This window comes from Streptomyces sp. bgisy100 (assembly GCF_057709105.1).
Genome location: NZ_JBYITE010000009.1, coordinates 132,454 through 150,757 on the forward strand (window position 1 = coordinate 132,454; position 18,304 = coordinate 150,757).

Here is an 18,304-nt window from a genome sequence, read left to right on the forward strand (position 1 = left end):
TTATTCGAGAGGACACCAACCATGAACTTCGGATCCCGGATCAGCCACCCGGCTGTCGACTTCCTGCTGACCTTCCTCCAGGGCCGCATCCAGCGCGCCCGCTCCGGCGAACTCGACCGCGGCGCGTCCGCCGTCGAGTGGGTGATCATCTCCGCGGTCGTGGTGGCGATCGTCGGCGTCGTCGCCGGTCTCATCAACGCCGCGCTGAAGGACGGCGCGAAGAAGGTCGGCGACTGCATCGAGGGCGCCAAGGCCACCGGAACCTGCTGACGGGCCGGTCGACCGGCCGACGAACTTCCACGGGGACGCACAGCATGAGACGTACCAACGTCGCACCCGGCCGCGGATCGCTGCCGGGCGGCACCGCGCTGCGCCGGGGCGTGCGACGCCGGCTGGACGCCGCGCGCGGCGACAGCGGTTCCGGCGACCGCCGGGGGCGTACGGGCAGCGATCGGGGCATGACCGCGATCGAGTTCGTGCTGTTGACGCCCGTCCTGTTCTTCATGATCTTCGCTTCGGTGCAGTTCGCGCTGTACTTCTTCGCGGATCATGTCGCTCAGGCGGCGGCGCAGGCGGGCGCACGCGAGGCGCGCGCCGAGGCGGACGAGAACCCGGGCGGCTGGCGTGGCAAGGCGACGTCCAAGGCGCGGGGCTACATCGATCAGCTCGGGCCGCAGCTTCTCACCTCACCGGCCGTGAAGGCCGTGCAGTCCGAGCAGAACATGGTGGGCGTGGAGATCGAGGCGGACGTGCCGTCGGTCTTCCCGGGGCTGAACCTGACCGTCCACGCGCAGTCGCAGGGACCGGTCGAGCGCTTCGTGGAAGAGGAGGGCTGATGACGCGGGAGCACGCCGCGGCACAGTCGCGGGACGCGGTCCGGGGCCCCGGGCGCACCGGGGAGACCGGTGCGCGCCGCGGGGGCCCGGCGGGCCGGGACGCCGGTCTGTCCTCGGTCGAGGTGGTCATCCTGGCGCCGGTGATGATCCTGTTCATCCTGGTGCTCGTCGCCTTCGGGCAACTGGTCGACGGGCGTGGCGCGGTCGACGGCGCGGCCCGTGACGCGGCCCGCGCCGGCTCGATCCAGAAGGACTCCGGGCTGGCGATGTCCGAGGCGCGGAAGGCGGCGGAGTCGGACCTCGCCGATGTGTGCGCCGGCGGCGTGACGGTGCGGAAGACGAGCGCCGGATTCAAACCGGGCGGGTTCTTCACCGTCGAGGTCAGCTGCCAGGTCCGCGGGCTGGACATGCTGGGCCTGGACATCCCCACACAGCTGACCGGAACCTCCACTTCACCGCTCGACCGTTTCCGGAGGGCGGCATGAGAGAGCTGACGGCGCTGCGCGCGCGCTGCCGGGCCCGGTTCGCGGGACGGCTCGACGACCGGGGCTCCGGCGCCGGCGCAGTGATCATCTTCGCGGTGCTGTTCCTGGCGCTGGCCGGCTTCGTCATCGACGGCGGGCTGTCCATCTCGCAGCGCGAGCGCGCGGCCGACATCGCGGAACAGGCCGCCCGTTATGCGGCCAACGACATCGACATCGAGGCCGTCCGGGAGAACCGCGGCGGGGCCGCACCCATCAACTACGCCAACTGTGGCCGGCGGGTGCGCGAGTTCGCGCAGGAGGCGGGGCTCAGCGGCCCGGACGCCGCGCGGGCCCGGTGCACCGGGGGCGATGTGGACTTCGTCGAGGTCGACATCCAGCTGACGTACCGGCCGATCCTCACGGGCCTGTTCTACGACCGCGAGATCACCGTGCACGGCGAGTCCCGGGCCGAGATCCGCACAGGCTGACCCCACGGTCCGGCATCACTCCTCCCCCCACACCGTTCAGAAAACGGAGGTTCTCCCCTCACATGATCGAACGCATCGCTTCCACGGGCGTCGGCGTGGCCCTCGCGGTCACGACGGCGCTGCTGCTCACCGGCTGCAGCAGTGAGGAATCCAAGGGCTCGGGGAAGATCGAGGGCGCCGGGCAGGGGGCGAGCGAGCCCGCTCCCTCGCACTCGACGGACCACCGACGGGTGTCCACGGCCGGTTTCGACCTGCCGAAGGACGTCACGGTGGCCGTCGAGGCGGACACCACGGGCGAGAAGGCGAAGGACGCCGTCCTCGAGGGGCACGCCAAGACCCTCATGGGACGGCTGGAGTACCTCACCGGCCGGGACCCGAAGTCCCCGGCCATCGACCGCTACGTCGACGACACCGCCCGCCCGCCGCTGGTGGACCAGGCGGAGCAGGCCGACGCGCGGAATGAGACGGTCACCGGCACCTTCCGTTATTACCAGCGGAAGGTGACGTCGGTCCGGAAGGACATCGCACAGGTCACCTACTGCGAGGACCAGTCGAAGGCCTTCAGCAGGAACGTCGGGACGGGCAAGGTCAAGAAGACCGAGCCGAGCGCCCAGGACTACATCCAGTACACCGAGGCGTTGCAGAAGACGGGCGGAAGTTGGCGCGTCCTCGCCTCGAAGTCGGAACGGGGAGCTGCCGCATGCCAGTGAATCACCTGAATCACCTCAGCCACCTGCATCACCGGAATCGCCTGGCCGGGATACCGGTCGCCGCCGCGCTGGTGCTCGGCCTCGCGGCCCCGGCCTACGCCGGCACCGGATACACCCAGGGCGGCAGCGGCACCGAACAGAGCGGCTCCTCCGACCAGGGCAGCGGCACGATCGCGGCCGGGGTGAAGGTCCGCACCAACCTCAAGGCGAAGTCGGGGGCGTCGCCGGTCACGCCCGCCGACACGAACTGGACCCCGCCGCTGTGCTGGACCCAGCCCAAGTTCTCCGGCAAGGAGTACAAGGCGGACAGCAAGAAGACCGCCCTCCGCGACCCGAAGACGGGCAAGCCGCTGCCCGGCTGGGACAAGGGCAAGGACTTCCACGAGAAGGACAAGGGCGCCTGGTGGTTCCGGACCTACGACCGGGACCAGATCATGAGCGGCGACCCGGACACCCCGAAGCGGATGGAGGACTGCGCCGGCCTCCCCGGAATCGTCTGGGTGCCGGAGGGTGACCCCAAGCCCCAGAAGGCCATTTCGCCGGAGGTGCTCTCCGGGATCGCGTTCAAGGCCATGAAGCTGCCGGCCGCGCCGGTGAAGCTGAGCCCGGCGGCGAACCGGCAGATCGTGAACCTCGACACCAAGGTGAAGTTCGAGGCGCCCCTCGACCGGGTCTGGGTCACCGCGACCTTCGACGACTTCGGCGTGAACGTGGCCGCGACCACGGTGGCCACCCCGGTCGCCCTGAAGATCGACGCCGGCACGGAGTTCGCCGACCCGCAGTCCTGCACGTACGACCTGCGCAAGGACGGCGACGGCTACGCGGTCGACTCGGGTGACAAGGGCTGCAACGTCACCTACCGCAAGTCCTCGGGCGACGGCACCTACCCGCTGAAGGCGCAGATCACCTGGAAGGTCACCTGGACCGACTCGGCGGACCCGGACGGTCCGGCCCAGCAGCCGGCCCTGCCGGACGGTCTGTCGACGTTCGAACAGGACGTGACCGTCAAGGAGATCCAGGCCATCAACCGCTGACCGGCGCCGCACACGGCACCGCACACACCGGTCACGGGAGATCTCCCGTCCTTCGACACCCCCCGGGCCCGCTGACTAGGCTCGGGGGGCCGGTACTTCCCCATCACCCAGGCGACCCGCAAAGGCATAGGACATCCGCCATGGCGCGCACAGCCCGCCCCAGCCCCACCTCGACCCCCCAGCCGAGGCCCCTGCCCCGAGGCCGCCGGACCGCCGGTGACTTCGCCAAGGCCTTCCTCGCGTTCATCGCACTGGCCGGGCTCGTCGTCGGTGTTCCGGCGGCGCTCGCGTCCTTCGTCGGCTGGCCGCTGCCGAGCGAGATGCCCTCTCTCGCCACCCTCCAGCAAGAGATCACCACGACGGTCTTCATCAAGGTCCTGACGGTGGTCGTCTGGGTGGCCTGGGCCCAGTTCACCGCCTGTGTGCTCGTCGAGGCCAAGGCCGAGCTGTCCGGAGTCGGCGTCCCCACCCGCATCCCGGGCGCCGGCCCCAGCCAGTTGCTCGCCCGGCAGCTCGTCGCCGCGCTGCTGCTCGTCGGCGCGACCGCCGCGAGCTTCACGCCCGGTCTCTCCCAGCTCGGCCAGACCTACGAGGACAACCACCGGCCGACGGTGGCCGCCGCCGCTCAGCAGACCCCCGGCGACCTCGCCGTCCAGGCCACCCAGCAGGCCGCGGAGCGGATCGCGAAGGAAGCCGAGCAGACCGAGGCCAAGGGCGGGCAGTCGGCCGAGCAGGGCACGAAGTTCTACCGCATCCAGCCGCCCGAGGGCCGCCACCACGACTCGCTCTGGGAGATAGCGCAGCGCCACCTCGACGACGGGCGCCGCTACCACGAGATCTACGAGCTCAACAAGGACCGGCTGCAGCCCGACGGTTCGCAGCTCTCCCAGGCCAGCCTGATCCGCCCCGGCTGGATCATGGAGATGCCCGCGGACGCCCACGGCGGCGAACTCGTGGAGATGCCCGACGCGTCGCCGAAGGTCTCCGAGGACGTACGCGAGCAGATCAGCGACTACACCGAGTCCAGCCCGACCGCGCAGCAGGACGGCGCCGGGCAGCAGGTCGGCTCCGGACACCAGGGCGGTTCCGGAGAGCAGGGCGGCTCGGGACAGCAGGGCGGTTCGGGACAGCAGGGCGGCGGCCTCGACGCGGCCGGCGACCAGATCACCCAGCCCATCTCCGTCGTCCCCCAGGCACCCGACGGTTCCGTCGAGCGCCCGGCCGACAGCGGACCGGCGCCCGCCGCCGAACAGGCCACGCCCGCACAGGAGTCGTCCTCCTTCGGCCTCTCCGACGCCCTCATGGGTGCCCCGCTGCTCGCCGCCGGGCTGCTCGGGGCGCTCGGCCGCCGCCGGCGGGCCGCCCTCTGGCAGTCGGCGGTGCGCGCGGTCGGCGGCCGCACCCCGGACCTGATGACGCCCACCGGCGACGCCGCGGACGTCCAGGACGCGCTGTTCGTCGGCGCCGACCCGGCCGCCGTCCGCGACCTCGACCGGGCCCTGCGCGGCCTCGCCGCCGCCCTCGGCGCGGAGAACCGCACCCTGCCCACCGTCTACGCCGCCTGGCTCACCGACGGCGAACTGCACCTCCAGCTCGCCCACCCCGCCGGGCAGCCGCCCGCGCCCTGGCAGCTCGGCCAGGACCAGACCTTCTGGCGCATCCTGCGCTCCGACGTCGCCGAGACGGAGGCCGACGGCGCCGCCGCGCCGTACCCGGGGCTGGTCAGCCTCGGCTCCTTCGACGACGCGCGCCTGATGCTCAACCTGGAGGCCGTGCCGGGCATCGTCTCGCTGTCCGGTGCCGCCGCGGACCGTACGGCCGTGCTGGCGTCCGTCGCCGCCGAACTCGCCACCAACGGCTGGTCGGACCGGCTGACCGTGACCCTCGTCGGATTCGGCGAGGAGCTCGGAGCCCTGGCCCCGACCCGCATCCGGCACCTCGAGGACACCGCCGCTCTGCTGGAGACTATGGGCGCCGAGACCGACCAGCGGCGCCGCGCCCTCGGCAACGCGGGCCACGACTCGGTCCTCACCGGCCGCACCGGACCCGCCCGGCACACCCAGTGGGCACCGCACCTGGTGCTGCTCGCCGAGCAGCCGGGCGAGGAGGAGGCGGCGCAGATCGCCGAACTCGCCTCCGACTCCGGCCGGCTGGGCATCGGCTACCTGGTAGGAACCGGATCCACCGGCCTGCCGGGCGCCACCTGGGAACTGGAGATCACCTCCGACGGCCGGCTGCTGGCTCCGCTGCTCGGCCTGGAACTCCAGGCGCAGCAGCTGCCGCAGGAGCTGCACGCGGCGGTCGTCGAGCTCTTCACCGACGCCGACCCGGCGCCCGAGGGCCAGGAGCGGGAGCCCGACCGGGCCCGCATGCCGTTCATGGTGGACATCAGCGAGCACGGCCGCCCCGCCGTCTACGCCCGACTGGTCGGCCCGTACGAGGTGACGGGCCTCGACGACCCCGACGGCGAACGCAGCCCGCTGCTGCACGAGGCACTCGCCATGCTGCTGCTGCACCGGGAGGGCGTGCACCCGCGCGTCCTGGCGTCGGCGCTGTGGCCGCGCGGCGCCACCGAGGACGTCCGCGACTCGCTCATCGAGCGGCTGCGCGGCTGGCTCGGCAACGACCCGGACGGCACCCCCCGGCTGGCCACCGACGACACCGGACGGCTCACGCTCGCCCGGTCCGTCGTCTCCGACCTGGACGTGCTGCGCACCCTGCACCACGAGGCGACCGCGGGAAGCGGCTCACAGCGGGCCTCCGTACGGGAACGGCTGCTCACCGACGCCCTCGCGCTCGTCCGGGGCCCGCTCCTGGCGGACCGGCCCGCGGGCCGCTACGGCTGGCTCTCCCACGAGATCATCGACGCCCGGCTGCCGCTGCTCGTCGCCGACGTGGCGCTCGCGCTCTCCGAACACCACCTGGGCGCCGAGCACCCGGAGAAGGCGATCGAGGCCCTCAACACCGCGCTGCCGTCGGCCCCGTCGGACGAGCGGCTCTGGAACGAGCAGCTCCGGGCGGCCCACGCCACCGGTGACCCGGCCCTGCTGGAGTCCACCGTGGAGTCCCTGATCGCCCACAACAACGCCCTGAGCGGCGGTGCGCGGGGCCTGCCGCCGCGCACCGAGGCCCTGCTCGACGAACTCCTGCCGTCCTGGCGCGGCACGGAGGCCGCAACCGGCTGACACCGTCCGCCCGGCGCGGCACACCACAGAACACGGCTGGGGCCGGAGTCCGTACAGGACTCCGGCCCCAGCTGTTGTTCGGGCCCGGCTGTTGTTCGGGCCCAGCCGTTGTCCGGCCCCCGGCGCGGCCCCCCACCGCGCCGGCCGCGCCCCGGTCGGCGCCGCCACCGCCGCCCGCCGGGGATCCGTCGGGCCGGGCAGCGGCCCGGGTCCCCGGTCTGAGGGGCCCTCGCATCGCGCCGGGCCACCCTCTTGGCGAGTCCGCCGACAGTGCGGCGGAGCCGCAGGCCGGACCGCGAACCGGCAGGACCGCCACCTGATCTGGCCCGACCTGGCCTGGCCAGGCCAGGCGCGGACCGGACCGTCACCCGGCAGGCTCGCCGAACGGCAGCGGCGTCATCCGCGCCCGGCGGCCACCGGTTGTGCGGTCAAGTGCCGTACGGCGGCCGCCGCCCCCCGACCGTGGGCCGCCGCCCCCACCGGCCGTGGGGTGGCCGCCGGGCCGGACCGTCTACTGGATGGTCCAGCCGACCCGGCCGACGCCGCTGCTGTAGAAGGCGCACACCCCCTGCGACTCCGAGTACTGCCCCGGAGCCAGGGTCACCCACTGACCGGAGACGTCCGGAGCCCGCCCGCAGACGATCTCCGCGCGGAAGGTGACCGGGTGGTCGGTGTTGTTGGTGCAGCCCGCGATGCCGTGATCGGGGTTGTTGGCGTGGGTCCAGCCGTCACAGTCCACCCCGCCAGGGGTGGCGGACTCAGCGGCCTGCGCCACCGGCGTGCTGAGCCCGAAGGCGACAGCGGACAGGGTGGCGGCGATGCCGACGGCGAAAGCGTTCCTCTTGAAGCGCACGATGTGCCCCCGTAGTACTCGTCGTTCGGTGTGTGACCCGGCCACCCCTCGGGGTGCCCGGTGACGACCAGTCAAGGACACCGGCACGCGGACGGGAACCTCACAGATCCGAGGGTGGCGTTCCCGGAGGTGGCATGACGCTCCCGCGACGCGCCCCGACCCGCGACGCGCCCCGACCCGCGACGCGCCCCGACCTGTGCCTCAACCCGTCCCGTGCCCGCTCCCGCGACGCGCCTGTCCTGTCCCGTCCCGTGCCCGCTCCCGCGACGCGCCTGTCCTGTCCCGTCCCGTGCCCCGCCCCCGCAATGCGCCCTGTGCACCGTCCCCCGCCCCGTGCCCGGTCAGCCCTTGCTGACCGCCGCCAGGATCTCCGGGAGCCGGCCCGACACCCGGGGCGCCGCGAGGCGCAGGCCGAGCGCCACCAGCGCCAGCCCGTACGCCGCCCCCAGCGGCAGGACGAGCCACAGCCAGGCGTGCGCGCCGGCCAGATGCAGCCAGATCGTCAGCCCCACCACCGGTGTGCCCACGATCAGCCCCGCCAGCAGCGAGACGGCGAAACTGATCCAGGCCAGCCCTGCCTGCCCCGGTGCCGCACTCTTGTAGCCAGTGTCCTGCGGAATCGAGTACGGGAAGAGGGCCGAGGCCAGCGCGCCCGTCCCCACCAGGGAGCCCAGCAGCGTCAGCGAAAGGCCCAGCACCTCCGGGAGCGCGTCCCACTGCCCGGCGTATGCGGCCATGCCCACCGTCACGAGCAGCACGAACGGCAGCCCCACGGCCCCCAGCGCCATCGCCCGGCCACGGAGCTCCAGCAGGGCGTCGCGGCGGGAGGCGATCGTCTGCGCCACCATCCAGAACGCCGACGTGTCCTGCCCGAACTGGTTGCCCATCTGCAGACCCAGCAGGCCCGCGGCCCAGCACGCCGTGTACACGCTGGTGTTGCCCTGCAGCGCCGAGATGAACGGGAGCAGCAGCCCCATCCCGAGCGATGTCGCCCAGGCGGCACGCGACCTCGGGTCACGCCAGGAGTACCGCAGCGTGCGCAGCATGACCGTTCCGGTACGGCCTGTCGGCAACAGTCCCGCAAGCCCCGCGCTCCGGCCCTCCTTCTGCTGCTCCTGCGTCACCGCCTGCAGCGTCGAGCCGTCGGGCGCGGTCATCAGGTGCACCAGACTCCGCTGCCACCACCGCAGCAGTAGCACCAGCACCACGGCGTTCGCCAGCAACTGGGCCAGACACTGGGCGTATGCGCCGTCGCCGGCCGCCCGGACGGCGTCCAGCGCCGACGCCGGCGGCAGCCAGCGCAGCACCTCCGAGGCCGGCTCCAGCACCTTCAGCCCGTCGGGCTCGGCCAGCTTCTGCGCCCCCAGATTGACGAACTGCAGGCCGATCGCGATGAACAGGCCGCTCAGCAGCGCCATGTCGCGGCCCTTGCGGCTGGTCAGCAGCCGGATGTTGGCGGCCGCGACCGCCCGCGACAGCGCCACGCACACCAGCAGCACCAGCGCCGCCGCCGGCACCCCGGCCGCCACCGCCGCCGCGCCGTCCGCCACGGCGATCACCGAGCCGACGACGAGCGTCAGGGTGAACAGCGGGCCTATCCCGATCAACGAGCTGACCAGCAGCGCCCTGACGAGCGGCCGGGGCCGCAACGGCAGCATCACCAGCCGCGTCGGGTCCAGCGTCTCGTCACCGCCCGGGAACCACAGCGGCATCGCCGCCCACGCCAGCGCCAGCATCGCCACGACGACCACGGTGAGCGCCCCGGCGTGCGCATTGCCGCGCAATGCGATCAGTCCGAGCAGCTGCAGCGCCGCGAACAGCAGCGTCACCACGACGGACGCCACATACGCGACCCGGCGGCCCGACGACTGGCGCAGACCGTTGCGCAGCAGCGACAGCTTCAGCCGGACGAAGACCGGGGTGAGGGCGGGAGCAACGGGCGCCGTGGACGCCGTGCCGGCGCTCACCGGGCGCCGCCGAGCCACTCCAGATCCTGCCCGGACGCCCCGGCGTTCGCGCCGACCAGCTCGAGGAAGGCAGCTTGCAGCGAGGGAGCGTCGCCGCGCACCTCCGCCAGCGTCCCCCGGGCCCGGATCCGGCCCGCCGCCATCACCGCCACCCAGTCGCAGAGGCTCTCCACCAGCTCCATCACATGGCTGGAGAAGACCACGGTGGCGCCCGACGCGGTGTAGCGCTCCAGCACGCCGCGGATGGTCTGGGCGGACACCGGGTCCACGCCCTCGAACGGCTCGTCCAGGAAGAGCACCCGGGGGTTGTGCAGCAGCGCCGACGCCAGCCCGATCTTCTTCCGCATGCCGGTCGAGTAGTCGACGACGAGCTTGTGCTGTGAGCCGGCGAGATCCAGCACCTCCAGCAACTGGGCGGCGCGCCGGTCCACCTCCTCGCCGGGCAGCCCCCGCAGCCGCCCGGTGTAGGCCAGCAGCTCCCGGCCGGAGAGCCGCTCGAAGAGGCGCAGCCCCTCCGGCAGCACGCCGATCCGCGACTTCACCGCGACCGGGTCCTGCCACACGTCGTGACCGTCGATCTCGACCCGGCCGGAGTCCGGCCGCAGCAGACCGGTCACCATCGACAGCGTGGTGGTCTTGCCCGCTCCGTTCGGGCCGACGAGGCCCACGAACTGTCCGGCGGGCAGCTCCAGATCGATCCCCGCCACGGCGACCTGCTCCCCGAAGCGCTTCCACAGGCCCTGGATACGCACCGCGGGCGGCTGCACGGCCCCCGCGGCTCCGGCGCGGCCCTCGGTACGCACCTCCACAGGTGCTTCCGCCAGGGCGGGCGCGGTGGGCTCGGCGGCGGTGGGCCGGTCGGCCCGCTCCCGAGCGGCGGTGTCCGCCGCCCGGTCCTTCTCGTCTCGTTCCCCTGACACAGCAGTGCCTTTCGACGTCCCCGTGGGGGCGTCCTGCGCCCCCCATCCGTCGAACACGATACGGGCGGGGGGACGGGCCGCGGCACCCTGTGGATAACTGCCCGTGGCCCGTGCGGCACCCTGCCGGGCCCCGCCGATCGGCCGGGCGGCACCGCGCCCGGTACGGAGGCACGGCCTCCGGTGGCTCAGGACGCCGAAAGCCGAAGCGGGAATGCCGAAGGGGGAATGCCGAAGCGGGAATGCCGACGCCGGAGCGCCGACGCCGGGACGCCGGTGCGCCCCGCGACAGGTCCCCCCAAGACGCCGGGCGGCTCGGTTCAGTGGCCGCGCGACTCGGCGGCTTCCCGCCCGCAGGCGTACACCAGCGGACTGATCAGTTCTGCCACATCCGGCAGCCACCGGTTCGTGGCCGTCGGCCGCCGGGCCCACTGCGCGGCGCCCCGCGAGCCGATGCGCGTCGGCGGCGCCACCACGCAGTCGTCCTCACCCCGGGCCACCAGATCCAGACTCTGCGGCGGCATGCCCAGCCGCCTCACCAGGTCCGGCACCTTGGGGGCCGCCCCGGCCAGGACGAGGAACAGCATGCGGCGGTCCGGGGTGCAGATGATCGGCCCCAGTGGCACGGCCATCCGCTCCATCCGGGCCAGCGCCAGGCACCCGGCCGCCTCCGACACGTCCAGGACGTCGAACGCACGCCCCGTCGGCAGCAGGATCGACGCCCGCGGCTGCTTCCCCCACAGCCGTCGGGCCACCGACGCGCTGCCCGTCGCCTGCGCCGCCCAGTCGGTGCGGGCAGGGTGCGCCCCCGGAGCGGGGCAGTCCGGTGCGGAGCACGAGCAGCGCTCGGTGCCGTCGTCGGCGGGCTCCAGCCAGGTGCCCGGGAGCACGTCCCAGTGGCGCTCCTCCACGTATCGCACGGCGGTGTCGAGCAGGGCGTCCCCGCGCTGCTGAGGGATATGAGGGACATCGGTTCCGGTCACTCCAATGGTCTCTTCCACACGCAGCACAACTCCCCCTCCCCGCAAGGGTTACGGGCCACACGGGCGTGCCCGAGGCGCATCGTTTTGGCATCCGGGGCGCATGGGCGCATCGGCGGGGGCGCGCGGAAGAAGGGGTGTGGGGGCGGGGTAGTGCATACGCGGCAGGGTGTGCGCGGTGGTGAGTCCGGCACGGTGGCGTGTGTGCGGGCGGCCGATGTGCGCGGCGACGGCCCACCGTGGCGGCGCGCGCGGGGCGCGGGCGCGCTGACCGGGCCCGGCCACCGGGCGTGCGCGCCGCTCCCCGTGCGACGGTCCGCGCCGTGCGCGAGGGCGCTCGGGAGCAGTGGTGGTGATGCCGCGTGCGGCGGGGCGGCCGGGCGCGGGCGGTGTGCGGTGTGCGCGTGGCGGTGCGCGGCGGCTGGGACGCCGCGGCCTTACGGAACGCGCAGCCGCCTTCCGGAAATCTCGCCGAATCGCCTCGCAAGACGATGAACAGCAGAAATAGCACGAATTCCCAGGATTCCGGATGGGCAGAGAACAGGGGCGTCGACCAAGGGGGTAGTGCCATGGCCGCCAGGCCGCTTGTAGCGCGTCAGCCCAACGAACGGTTGCAGGCGCTCATTCAGGAAGCTGCCTGCTCCAACGCGGGGCTGGCCCGCAGGGTCAACATGTGCGGTGCCGAGCACGGGCTCGACCTGCGCTACGACAAGACGTCGGTCGCCCGCTGGCTGCGCGGGCAGCAGCCGCGCGGCCGCGCCCCCGGGATCATCGCGGAGGCGCTGGGACGGAAGCTCGGCCGGACCGTCACCATCGACGAGATCGGGATGGCGAACGGCAAGAACCTCGCCTCCGGCGTGGGCCTGCAGTTCGCGCCGACCGTGCTGGGCGCCATCGAGCAGGTCTGCGAGCTGTGGCGCAGCGACGTCGGCCGGCGCGACTTCCTGAGCGGGGCGACGGTCGCCGCCTCGGCCCTCGTCGAGCCGAGCCGTGACTGGCTGATCACCGGTATCGACGCGCAGGTCGCGCGCACCGCCGGGGCCCGGGTCGGGCTCGCCGACGTGGACGCCGTGCGGGCCATGACCGAGGCCCTCGTCGAACTCGACCACCGGTTCGGCAGCGGCCGGGTCCGGCCCGTGGTCGTCCACTACCTCAACAGTGTGGTGTCCGGGCTCCTCGGCGGCTCCTACCGGGAGTCCGTCGGCCGTGAACTCTTCGCCGCCGTGGCCCGGTTGACCGAACTCGCCGGCTACATGGCCGTGGACACCGGCCAGCCCGGTCTGGCGCAGCGGTACTACATCCAGGCCCTGCGACTGGCCCAGGCGGCGGGCGACCGTGGCTACGGGGGTTACGTGCTCGCCGCCGGAATGAGTCACCTCGCCGCGTCCCTCGGCAATCCGCGGGAGATCGCGCAACTCGCACGCGCCGCCCAGGAAGGGGCGCGGGGGCGGGTCACGCCGCGCGCGGAGGCGATGTTCTACGCCGCGGAGGCGCGGGGGCACGCGCTGCTGGGGGACGGGCGGGCGTTCCAGGTCGTTGCGGGGCAGGCGCTCGCCGCGATGGAGCGGGCGGGGGAGGTGGAGAAGGACGTGTCCGGGGTGGCCGAGGGGTCGGCCTCGGGGGACGACCCGGCGTGGATCGCCCATTTCGACCACGCCTATCTCGCCGACGAACTGGCCCACTGCCACCGGGACCTGGGGCAGGCGGAGCCGGCGCAGCGGCGCGCGGAGGAGGCGCTGAGCGGGCATCCGGAGTCGCGGGTGCGGCGGCGGGCGATCGATCTGGTGTTGCTGGCGTCGGCGCAGGTGCAGTTGCGGGAGGTCGAGCAGGCGTGCCACACGGGGACGCAGGCGCTGGATCTGCTGGCCGGTCTGCGGTCGAACCGGGGGGAGGAGTATCTGGAGGACCTGCAGCAGCGGTTGGAGCCGTTTCGGCATGAGGCGGTGGTGCGGGAGTTCGGGGCGCGGATGGATGCGCAGGGGCAGGCGGCGTGATCGCGGTGCCGCGCGGTTTCGCCGTGCGGCGCGCGCTCGGGGGTTCTGGGGTTCGTTTCGGCGGGCCTCGTTTGTTGGGTGCGGGTGTGTGGGTGGTTTCGGGGGCGGGGGCTCCGGGGTGGGGGGGTCCGGAACGTATATTTACGGCCCTGGGGGCCACAAATACACGGAAGCTTCCGGAACCCCCCACCCCTGCGCCCCCACCCCCCTTGCGTCCACCCCGCCCTGCGCCCCTATCTGCTTCGTCCGGACCGCTGGGTAGGTGGCACCGCGCCTCATTCGTTCGCCTCGTGCGGCCCCGTACGTCGGTGATCACCTCGCTCTGAGCTTCCTTGAGTGCGGCCCGTCTTGTCATGCGCGGTGTCACCTTGACCTGGCCGTCTGGGGGCCAACTCCTGATGCTCAGCCTGTTGTGACTCTTTGGGGGCCCTTCAGTTGTCATTGCCCAGCGCGTTCGGCTCGTGTGTGACGCCGGGTGGCTGTGGGGGGCCTCATCCGGGATTGAGTTGGGTTGTTTGTGGTGATATGGGGTGTGGGGCTGAGGGGTTGGGGTTTGGGTGGGTTTGTGGGGGTGGGGTGGTGGGGTGTGGGGGTGATGGAATGTTGGATTCCGGTGGGGGCGGGGGGTGTCTGTGCAGGTGGGGAGGGGTGAGGGCAGGGACATGGCAGAGGGGTGCGGCGACCCGGTAGCGTGACCCGACGGTTCCGTAAGTTCCGCCCAGTCATAGGAGTCCCGGTGTCGCACAGCGGACAGGGAAACGACCCGCATCTGCCTGCGGCCACGCCCGCACATGAAGGCGTCGTGCTGCCCGCACACGGGGAGCCGTGGGTGCCGGAGCAGTCCGGGCCGACGGCCGGGCAGCCGTGGGGGCAGCCCTGGGGGCCGGAGCCCGCCCAGCCGCAGCCCGTGCAGCCACCGGCCGCGCAGCAGCAGCCCGCCCAGCCGCACGTCACGCAGCCGCACGTCACGCAGCCGCAGGCGGCGCAGCCGCTGCCGGCCGAGGAGTCCGGCGATGCGCAGGCGACCCAGTACATACCGCCGGTGTCCGCCGGTGCCCCGCTGCCGCCCGAGGTCCGGGACCAGCCGACGCAGTTCCTCGGCCGCCGCTCGTTGTCGGAGCAGGGTTCGGACGCGGAGGCGACGCAGCTCATCGGGGCCCCCGTGCCGGCTCCCGAGGCGCCGTCGCGGGCCCCGTACGGGATCCGGCCGGGCATGCCCGGTGACCGGCAGCCGCCCGCGGAGTTCGACGGGCTGTTCCGTGCGGACGCGGGGGACGCGTCCCCGGGCTCCACACAGCAGATACCCCGGTACGACCCGCAGTTCGACGCCCCGCAGCAGCACGAGCCCCCGGCGCGTTCCCGCAAGGGGCTCTCGCCGGTGGCGCTGATCGCGATCGTCATCGCGGGGTGCACCGTCGCGGGGCTCGCGGCCGGTGCCGCGCTGAGCGGCGACGATGAGGAAAAGGGCGTCAAGAAGGCAGCCCAGTCGAGTGCCGCCGGGGCGGAAGAGAACGAGAAGCAGAGCCCGTCGGCCGCGGCCGATCCGGCGGAGCGGCAGGCGAAGTCGCTCGACAGCCTGCTGGAGGACAGCAACAACAGCCGTTCGACGGTGATCCGTTCCGTCGAGAACACCCGGACCTGCACCAACCTGGGCCAGTCCGCGCAGGACCTGCGCGCCGCCGCCGGGCAGCGCAACGGACTGGTGACCCGGCTGCAGAAGCTCTCGGTCGACGAACTGCCGAACAACGCGGCGCTCACCGCTTCCCTGACGCGCGCCTGGAAGGCGTCCGCCGCCGCCGACAACCACTACGCCGCGTGGGCCGACCAGGTCGGCGGGCGCAAGGGCTGCCACAAGGGCCGGGCGCGGGTCACCCCGCAGGCGGCCGCGGGCAACCGGGCGAGCGGGCAGGCCACGGTGGCCAAGAAGGAGGCCGCCGCGCTCTGGAACAAGATCGCGTCGAAGTACGGCCTTCCGCAGCGCCAGTTCACTCAGCTCTGAGGGGCCACTCAGGTCTGAGGGCCACCCAGGAGGTCAGCCCTCCTCGCGGCGGTGCTCCAGTGTGCCCGAGACGTCCACGAAGCCGTCCCGTTCCGCGACCAGCCGTCCGTCCCGGACGCGCTGGTACGTCACCATCGCGTTGGTGATGCGGGGGAAGCCCTTGACGGCGAGCATGTCCTCGTAGCGCCAGCTCAGCTCGGGGGTCAGGCCGCCGGTGTCGACGCCCCCGTCGCCGAGCGGGCCGTCCAGGGCGCGGCGTACGGAGTGCGCGGTGACCTCGCCGTCGTCGCCGAGCGACTTGACGGCCTCGCGCAGCACGGTGTAGGCGATCCAGGTGGTCTGTACGCCGGGGTCGGCGGCGTCGATGCGGTTGTCGCCGAAGGCGTGATCACGGATGACCCGGCGCATCGGGTCCCAGCGCCGGTCGCTCGCCACCGGGTACCAGCCCGTCACTGAGGCGCCGTCCAGCTTGCTGCCGGTGCGGGTCACCAGTGACTGCTGCACGCTGCCCAGCACGGAGGCGAGCCGGACCCGCAGGCCGTCCGGCTGGAGGCGGCGGAAGGAGTCGAAGAAGGTGTCGGTGCGGTCGCCGAGCGCGGCGGTGACGCAGGAGTCCGCACCGCCCATCGCCCGGCGGGCCTGCCGGCTGTAGTCGGTGGCGTCCTCGGGGGCCCGTATGTCGTCGGCGGTGCCGCGCCTGCCCTGTGCCAGGCCCGAGTTGAGGAACGACGGCATCTGGTCGCCCGCGATGGTGTCCGGGCGGACCAGGGACACCTCGGTGCAGGACCGGGCGAGCTGGCGGCCGTTGCCGGCCAGCAGGGAGGCCTGGCCGCCGTTGACGGGGTACGAGAGCGGGCTGGTGAACTCCTCGTCCGTGACCCCGTAGCCGCCGATGTACGGGATGCCCTCCGCCTCGAGCTGGGGCATGTACGAGTGCCCGTACTGGCTGTACGAGCCCACCACCGCGACGACGTCCCGGGACAGCGCGCGCCGGGCGCAGCGGCCCGCGCCCACGGTGTTGTTGTGGTCGTTGCAGGTCAGGACCTTGAGTTCATGGCCGTTCAGGCCACCTTGCTCGTTGACCCAGCGGGCGTAGGCCTTGGCCATGGCCGGCATCCCCGGCATATTGGTCGCCCCGGTGCCCTCCGGGGCCCAGGTCATGACCGTCACCGGGGCCTTGGATCTGTCGGGTATGCCGGGTATCGCCCCGCAGAGGCTCAGCAGCGCCGCACCGACCGCCGTGGTCGCCGTGGCGAGCACCGCGGCCTTGAAGGGGCGGGGGGAGGAGGGGCGTCGCCGTCCGGTCATGTTCGGCAACCCTTCCGGTTGCCCCGTAACGCCGGAGTGATGCGATCTCAACGCTCGGTGACGCCGGGGTGAACAGAAGGGACCGAGTCGGCACCCCGTGTGAAGAACGTATGCTCGATTGCCATGCAAGGTTCGGAGAAGTCTTCCCGCCGCGGCCGTCGCTCCACCACCATGGGCGACATGCCGCTCAATGACATGCCGTGGTGGCGCTGGCGCAGCAATGTGCGCTCGGCGCTGCACATGCTCTCCGACCCGGGGTTCCAGCAGGAGTGCTGGCTGGCGGGCAGGGACGGTTATGGCGACGTCACGGACGCCGTCTACCGGCTCGTCGAGGACACCTGGCTCGACAACTGGTCCGCCGAGAAGTACGTGGGAACGATCTTCCGTGACTCGCAGGAGGCGGCCCTCGTGGACGTCGCCGTGCTGCGGGTGCTCCGGATCATGCACCAGGTGGGTCCCGACGCCCCCGTCTCCGCCTATCTGGAGCACCACGGGTGGCAGGAGGCCGTACGGGCCGCCCGGGAGGCCCACGTCCGGCTCGCCGCGAACGACGGCGAGGACCCGGACGCGCCGCCGCGCTCGCTGGAAGTGCTCGCGATCATGACCCGGACGGCTTGAGCTCCGCGGGTGTGCGACGCTATGGGGTCATGAACGAGTCGCAGTCCGCCGCGCCCCAGCAGGCCCCTGAGCAGTACGTCCTCACCCTCTCCTGCCCGGACAAGCGGGGCATCGTGCACGCCGTGTCGAGCTACCTCTTCATGACCGGGTGCAACATCGAGGACAGCCACCAGTTCGGGGACCGGGACACCGGGCTCTTCTTCATGCGGGTGCACTTCGAGGCCGAGGTGCCCGTCACCCTGGAGAAGCTGCGGGCCAGCTTCGCGGCGGTCGGCGACTCCTTCGGCATGGACTGGCAGATCCACCGCGCCGAGGAGCGGATGCGGATCGTCCTCATGGTCAGCAGGTTCGGGCACTGCCTGAACGACCTGCTCTTCCGGTCGAGCATCGGGGCGCTGCCGGTGGAGATCGCGGCCGTGGTGTCCAACCACACCGACTTCGCCGAGCTCGTCGGCTCCTACGACATCCCCTTCCATCACATTCCGGTGACGAAGGAGAACAAGGCCGAGGCGGAGGCGCGGCTGCTGGAGCTGGTGCGGAGCGAGGGCGTGGAGCTGGTCGTCCTCGCCCGCTACATGCAGGTCCTCTCCGACGACCTGTGCAAGGAGCTCTCCGGCCGGATCATCAACATCCACCACTCGTTCCTGCCGAGCTTCAAGGGCGCCAAGCCGTACCACCAGGCCCACGCGCGCGGGGTGAAGCTCATCGGGGCCACCGCCCACTACGTGACCGCGGACCTCGACGAGGGCCCGATCATCGAGCAGGAGGTGGAGCGGGTGGGCCACGAGGTCACGCCGGAGCAGCTCGTGGCGATCGGCCGGGACGTCGAGTGCCAGGCGCTCGCCCGTGCCGTGAAGTGGCACAGCGAGCACCGGGTGCTGCTGAACGGCAGCCGTACGGTCGTCTTCGCCTGAGGCTCTTCCTCCGGATCCGGCCGGGCCCGCTCCCGCG

16 protein-coding genes are annotated in these 18,304 nt (G+C 72.6%); 11 read left to right on the forward strand and 5 right to left on the reverse strand.

What is annotated here, in order from left to right; all coding sequences use genetic code 11:
• Positions 1-21 precede the first annotated feature (21 nt).
• The 7 genes from AC3EQ1_RS08995 to AC3EQ1_RS09025 all read left to right on the forward strand — a co-directional run bounded on the left by AC3EQ1_RS08995 (position 22) and on the right by AC3EQ1_RS09025 (position 6,717).
• A complete protein-coding gene (locus AC3EQ1_RS08995) occupies positions 22-270 on the forward strand; it encodes a hypothetical protein (protein WP_351513963.1) in 249 nt (82 codons plus the stop codon).
• Positions 271-314: 44 nt separating this feature from the next.
• Complete coding sequence (locus AC3EQ1_RS09000) at positions 315-836, forward strand: TadE family protein (protein WP_432093767.1); 522 nt, start codon at positions 315-317, stop codon at positions 834-836.
• Entirely contained in the window at positions 836-1,321 is a 486-nt protein-coding gene (locus AC3EQ1_RS09005; protein ID WP_432093768.1) for a TadE/TadG family type IV pilus assembly protein, read from the forward strand. Before AC3EQ1_RS09000 ends, AC3EQ1_RS09005 begins: the two co-directional genes overlap by 1 nt.
• On the forward strand, positions 1,318-1,788 hold the full coding sequence (locus tag AC3EQ1_RS09010) for a Tad domain-containing protein (protein ID WP_432093769.1): 471 nt from the start codon (positions 1,318-1,320) through the stop codon (positions 1,786-1,788). The genes AC3EQ1_RS09005 and AC3EQ1_RS09010 overlap by 4 nt, the downstream gene beginning before the upstream one ends.
• A gap of 62 nt (positions 1,789-1,850) precedes the next feature.
• Positions 1,851-2,498, forward strand: coding sequence for a hypothetical protein (locus tag AC3EQ1_RS09015; protein ID WP_432093770.1), 648 nt, complete (start codon positions 1,851-1,853; stop codon positions 2,496-2,498).
• Positions 2,489-3,532: a hypothetical protein gene (locus tag AC3EQ1_RS09020; RefSeq protein ID WP_432093771.1), complete on the forward strand. Its 1,044-nt coding sequence runs from the start codon at positions 2,489-2,491 to the stop codon at positions 3,530-3,532. The genes AC3EQ1_RS09015 and AC3EQ1_RS09020 overlap by 10 nt, the downstream gene beginning before the upstream one ends.
• Positions 3,533-3,672: 140 nt before the next feature.
• Positions 3,673-6,717 (forward strand): AfsR/SARP family transcriptional regulator, encoded by a 3,045-nt coding sequence (locus AC3EQ1_RS09025; RefSeq protein WP_432093772.1) that lies wholly within the window; start codon positions 3,673-3,675, stop codon positions 6,715-6,717.
• Between the two features lie 511 nt (positions 6,718-7,228).
• On the opposite strand, the gene AC3EQ1_RS09030 is transcribed toward AC3EQ1_RS09025, so the two are convergent.
• The 4 genes from AC3EQ1_RS09030 to AC3EQ1_RS09045 all read right to left on the reverse strand — a co-directional run bounded on the left by AC3EQ1_RS09030 (position 7,229) and on the right by AC3EQ1_RS09045 (position 11,455).
• Positions 7,229-7,570 carry a hypothetical protein gene (locus AC3EQ1_RS09030; RefSeq protein WP_432093773.1) on the reverse strand — a complete coding sequence of 114 codons (342 nt, stop codon included), beginning with the start codon at positions 7,568-7,570 and terminating at the stop codon, positions 7,229-7,231.
• Between the two features lie 341 nt (positions 7,571-7,911).
• Complete coding sequence (locus AC3EQ1_RS09035; protein ID WP_432093774.1) at positions 7,912-9,555, reverse strand: transporter; 1,644 nt, start codon at positions 9,553-9,555, stop codon at positions 7,912-7,914.
• A complete protein-coding gene (locus AC3EQ1_RS09040; protein WP_432093816.1) occupies positions 9,534-10,361 on the reverse strand; it encodes an ABC transporter ATP-binding protein in 828 nt (275 codons plus the stop codon). Before AC3EQ1_RS09040 ends, AC3EQ1_RS09035 begins: the two co-directional genes overlap by 22 nt.
• 413 nt (positions 10,362-10,774) lie before the next feature.
• Positions 10,775-11,455 (reverse strand): bifunctional DNA primase/polymerase, encoded by a 681-nt coding sequence (locus AC3EQ1_RS09045; protein ID WP_432093775.1) that lies wholly within the window; start codon positions 11,453-11,455, stop codon positions 10,775-10,777.
• A gap of 548 nt (positions 11,456-12,003) precedes the next feature.
• On the opposite strand from AC3EQ1_RS09045, the gene AC3EQ1_RS09050 reads away from it, so the two are divergent.
• Positions 12,004-13,428 carry an NsdA family TPR-like regulatory protein gene (locus AC3EQ1_RS09050; protein WP_432093776.1) on the forward strand — a complete coding sequence of 475 codons (1,425 nt, stop codon included), beginning with the start codon at positions 12,004-12,006 and terminating at the stop codon, positions 13,426-13,428.
• A gap of 736 nt (positions 13,429-14,164) precedes the next feature.
• Positions 14,165-15,427 (forward strand): hypothetical protein, encoded by a 1,263-nt coding sequence (locus AC3EQ1_RS09055; protein WP_432093777.1) that lies wholly within the window; start codon positions 14,165-14,167, stop codon positions 15,425-15,427.
• A 33-nt stretch (positions 15,428-15,460) separates the two neighbouring features.
• Here AC3EQ1_RS09055 and AC3EQ1_RS09060 read toward each other — a convergent pair whose 3' ends face one another.
• Positions 15,461-16,735 (reverse strand): ABC transporter substrate-binding protein, encoded by a 1,275-nt coding sequence (locus AC3EQ1_RS09060; RefSeq protein WP_432093778.1) that lies wholly within the window; start codon positions 16,733-16,735, stop codon positions 15,461-15,463.
• A gap of 117 nt (positions 16,736-16,852) precedes the next feature.
• Here AC3EQ1_RS09060 and AC3EQ1_RS09065 point away from each other — a divergent pair, with 117 nt between their 5' ends.
• Together AC3EQ1_RS09065 and purU are read left to right on the forward strand one after the other, a co-directional pair.
• The gene (locus AC3EQ1_RS09065) at positions 16,853-17,353 is read left to right on the forward strand and encodes an SCO4402 family protein (RefSeq protein ID WP_432093817.1); all 501 of its coding nucleotides are present in this window, start codon (positions 16,853-16,855) and stop codon (positions 17,351-17,353) included.
• Positions 17,354-17,382: 29 nt separating this feature from the next.
• Complete coding sequence (gene purU / locus AC3EQ1_RS09070) at positions 17,383-18,267, forward strand: formyltetrahydrofolate deformylase (RefSeq protein WP_432093779.1); 885 nt, start codon at positions 17,383-17,385, stop codon at positions 18,265-18,267.
• The last annotated feature ends 37 nt before the right edge of the window (positions 18,268-18,304 follow it).